A 2,592-nucleotide genomic window follows, 5' to 3' on the forward strand; every position below is an offset into this window, starting at 1 on the left:
GCGGCCGCTCCGGACGGCGACGCGTGACGAGCGCGGTGGCCCGCGCCATCCGCCGGGCCGTACGCCGGCCGGCGCGCGCCACGAAGAAGCCGCGCGACCGCGCGCTGTCCAGGAGCACGTCGCCGTCGGTGAGCGCGTCGCGGACCACGTCGAGGAGCAGCCCGGCGGCCGTCGGCCGCCGTCCCGCGACCGCGGGAGCATGGTCGTCGGGCGTGAGCGCCGTGTCGGGGCGCAGGTCGAGCAGCAGCTGCCCGAGGTCGATCGTCTCCACGCCGTCGACGAGCGCCTGGTGGGCCTTGGCGAGGATGGCGAAGCGGCCGCCCTCGAGCCCCTCGATGAGGTACATCTCCCACAGCGGCCGCTCGCGGTCGAGCGGGCGCGCCACGATCCGGCCGACGAGGTCGCGGAGCTGGTCGTGCGAGCCCGGCCGCGGCAGCGCGGAGAGCCGGACGTGGTACTCCAGGTCGAAGGTCGGGTCGTCCACCCAGACGGGGTTGGCGACGCGTCCGGGGACGAACTGCACCTTCTGGCGGTAGCGCGGCACGAAGGAGAGCCGGTCGGCGACCAGCGCCAGCAGCTCGTCGTACCGGAAGCCGGACGGGCCGGGCTCGAAGACCTCGACCGTGGCGTTGTGACGCGGCGCGGTCGGCCGCTCCTCGGTCAGGAACGCCAGGTCGCGAGGCGTCAGCCGGTCCCCCATGAGACCACCTTTCCCGGGGCCTCTTGGCCCCCTCTCAGACTCACGTGGGATTGTGTCAGAGTGTTCCGACCCCTCGTCGTGCTGCTCCTCGCTCTCCTCTCGCTCACGTCGTTGACGGCCTGTGGGGACGGGTCCGACACCGCCACGACCGATCTCCCCACCAAGAAGATCGCCATCACCTTCAGCGGCGACACCGTCACGCCGAACGGCGACCGCGTCGACGTCAAGATCGGCCAGACGGTGCAGCTGGTCGTCACCGCCGACGCCGCGGGCGAGATCCATGTGCACTCCGACCCGGAGAAGGAGCTGGAGTACGGCAAGGGCACGACCGTGCTCGAGCTGAGCTTCGACCACGCGGGCATCATCGAGGTCGAGTCGCACGCCCTCGAGAAGACGATCGTCCAGCTCCAGGTCGAGTGATCGCCCCGTGATCCTCGCCGTCCCCGGCGGGCTCGCGCTCCACGGCCTCGGCGGCGCGCGCGACCTGCCGATCCCCCGCGAGCTCGCGATCGCGGGCGCGGTCGCCGCCCTCGTCGTCTCCTTCTGCGTCCTCGCGCTCGCCTGGCGCACGCCGCGGTACGACGGCACCCGGACCGGACGGCCCGCGCCGGTGCTCCTCGCGGCGGTCGTCGCCTCACCCGCCTGGCGGTGGGGCTGGCGGGTCGTCGGGATGCTGCTGTTCGGCTACACCGCCATGGTCGCGATCTTCGGCCAGGACCTACTGACCAATCCGCTCTTCGGCATCTTCTACGTCTGGTGGTGGGTCTGCCTCGTCCCGCTGTCGGTGCTCTTCGGCCCGGTGTGGAGGGCGATCAGCCCGGTCCGCACCATCAACGCGCTGCTCGCGCGGGTCTCGGGCAACGACCCCGAGCGGGGGCTCTACCGCTACCCCGAGCGGCTCGGCCACTGGCCCGCCGCGCTCGGCCTCTTCGCGTTCGTGTGGATGGAGCTCGTCTACCCGTCCTCGACCGAGCTGGGCCCGGTGCGGCTGTGGTGCGCGGTCTACGTCGCGGTCATGCTCGTCGGCGGCGCGCTGTGGGGCAACGTCTTCTACGCCCGCGCCGACCCGTTCGAGGTCTATAGCTCCCTCGCCGCGAAGCTCTCGGTCTGGGGCGCCCGCGACGGGCGGCTCTGGGTGCGGTCGCCGCTGGCGAACCTCGCCACGATCGTGCCGCGGCCGGGCCTGGTCGCGGTCACCGCCGTCCTCTTCGGGTCGACGGCGTTCGACTCCTTCAAGGACTCCACCGCCTGGGTGAAGCTCTACCAGGGCGACTTCGTCAACCAGTGGCGCGGCGGCCCGACGACGGCGAACTTCCTCGGCCTGGTCGGGATGTGCCTGCTCGTGGGGCTGATCTTCACGGCGGCGACCATGGCCACCGGAGTCGAGGCGGGCACCAGCCGGCGTACGCTCCCGGCGGCGTTCGCCCACTCGATCGTGCCGATCATCGTGGCCTACGTGATCGCGCACTACCTCTCCTACATGCTCGAGGGCGGCGAGGCGACGCTGATCAAGGCCAGCGACCCCTTCACCACCGGCGCCGACTGGTTCGGCACCGCGGACTGGTCGGTGGACTTCTGGTTCGCCTACCACCCGACCCTGCTGGCGGTGATCAAGGTGTCGGCGGTCGTCGTCGGGCACGTGCTCGGCGTGATCGCCGCGCACGACCGCTCGATCGCGCTGCTGCCCAAGGCGCACCAGCTGACCGGGCAGCTGCCACTGCTGTTCGCGATGGTGGGCTTCACCGCCGGCGGGCTCTACCTGCTCTTCTCGGCGTAGCGCACTCGCCCATCGCCCGCCTCGGTCGGCGACGTCCGCACCCTAGGAGCCGAGACGGCGCCGGCCGCGCGCGGTGCGGGCGGAGGCGGGCGTCGTGGCGAGCGCCGGCGCGAGC

At 72.3% G+C, this 2,592-nt stretch carries 3 protein-coding genes; 2 read left to right on the plus strand and 1 reads right to left on the minus strand.

Features of this window, described 5'->3' with window-relative positions:
• Positions 1 to 700, minus strand: a 700-nt coding sequence (locus tag QM572_RS01510; protein ID WP_415089289.1) for a wax ester/triacylglycerol synthase domain-containing protein, incomplete at its 3' end; no start/stop codon positions are given.
• Between the two features lie 60 nt (positions 701 to 760).
• Between QM572_RS01510 and QM572_RS01515 the strand changes: the two genes are divergently transcribed.
• Together QM572_RS01515 and QM572_RS01520 are read left to right on the plus strand one after the other, a co-directional pair.
• Positions 761 to 1,120, plus strand: a complete 360-nt coding sequence (locus QM572_RS01515; protein WP_415089291.1) for a hypothetical protein — start codon at positions 761 to 763, stop codon at positions 1,118 to 1,120.
• A 7-nt stretch (positions 1,121 to 1,127) separates the two neighbouring features.
• Entirely contained in the window at positions 1,128 to 2,477 is a 1,350-nt protein-coding gene (locus tag QM572_RS01520) for a hypothetical protein (protein WP_415089293.1), read from the plus strand.
• The last annotated feature ends 115 nt before the right edge of the window (positions 2,478 to 2,592 follow it).

This window comes from Nocardioides sp. (assembly GCF_047607365.1).
Lineage (GTDB): Bacteria > Actinomycetota > Actinomycetes > Propionibacteriales > Nocardioidaceae > Nocardioides.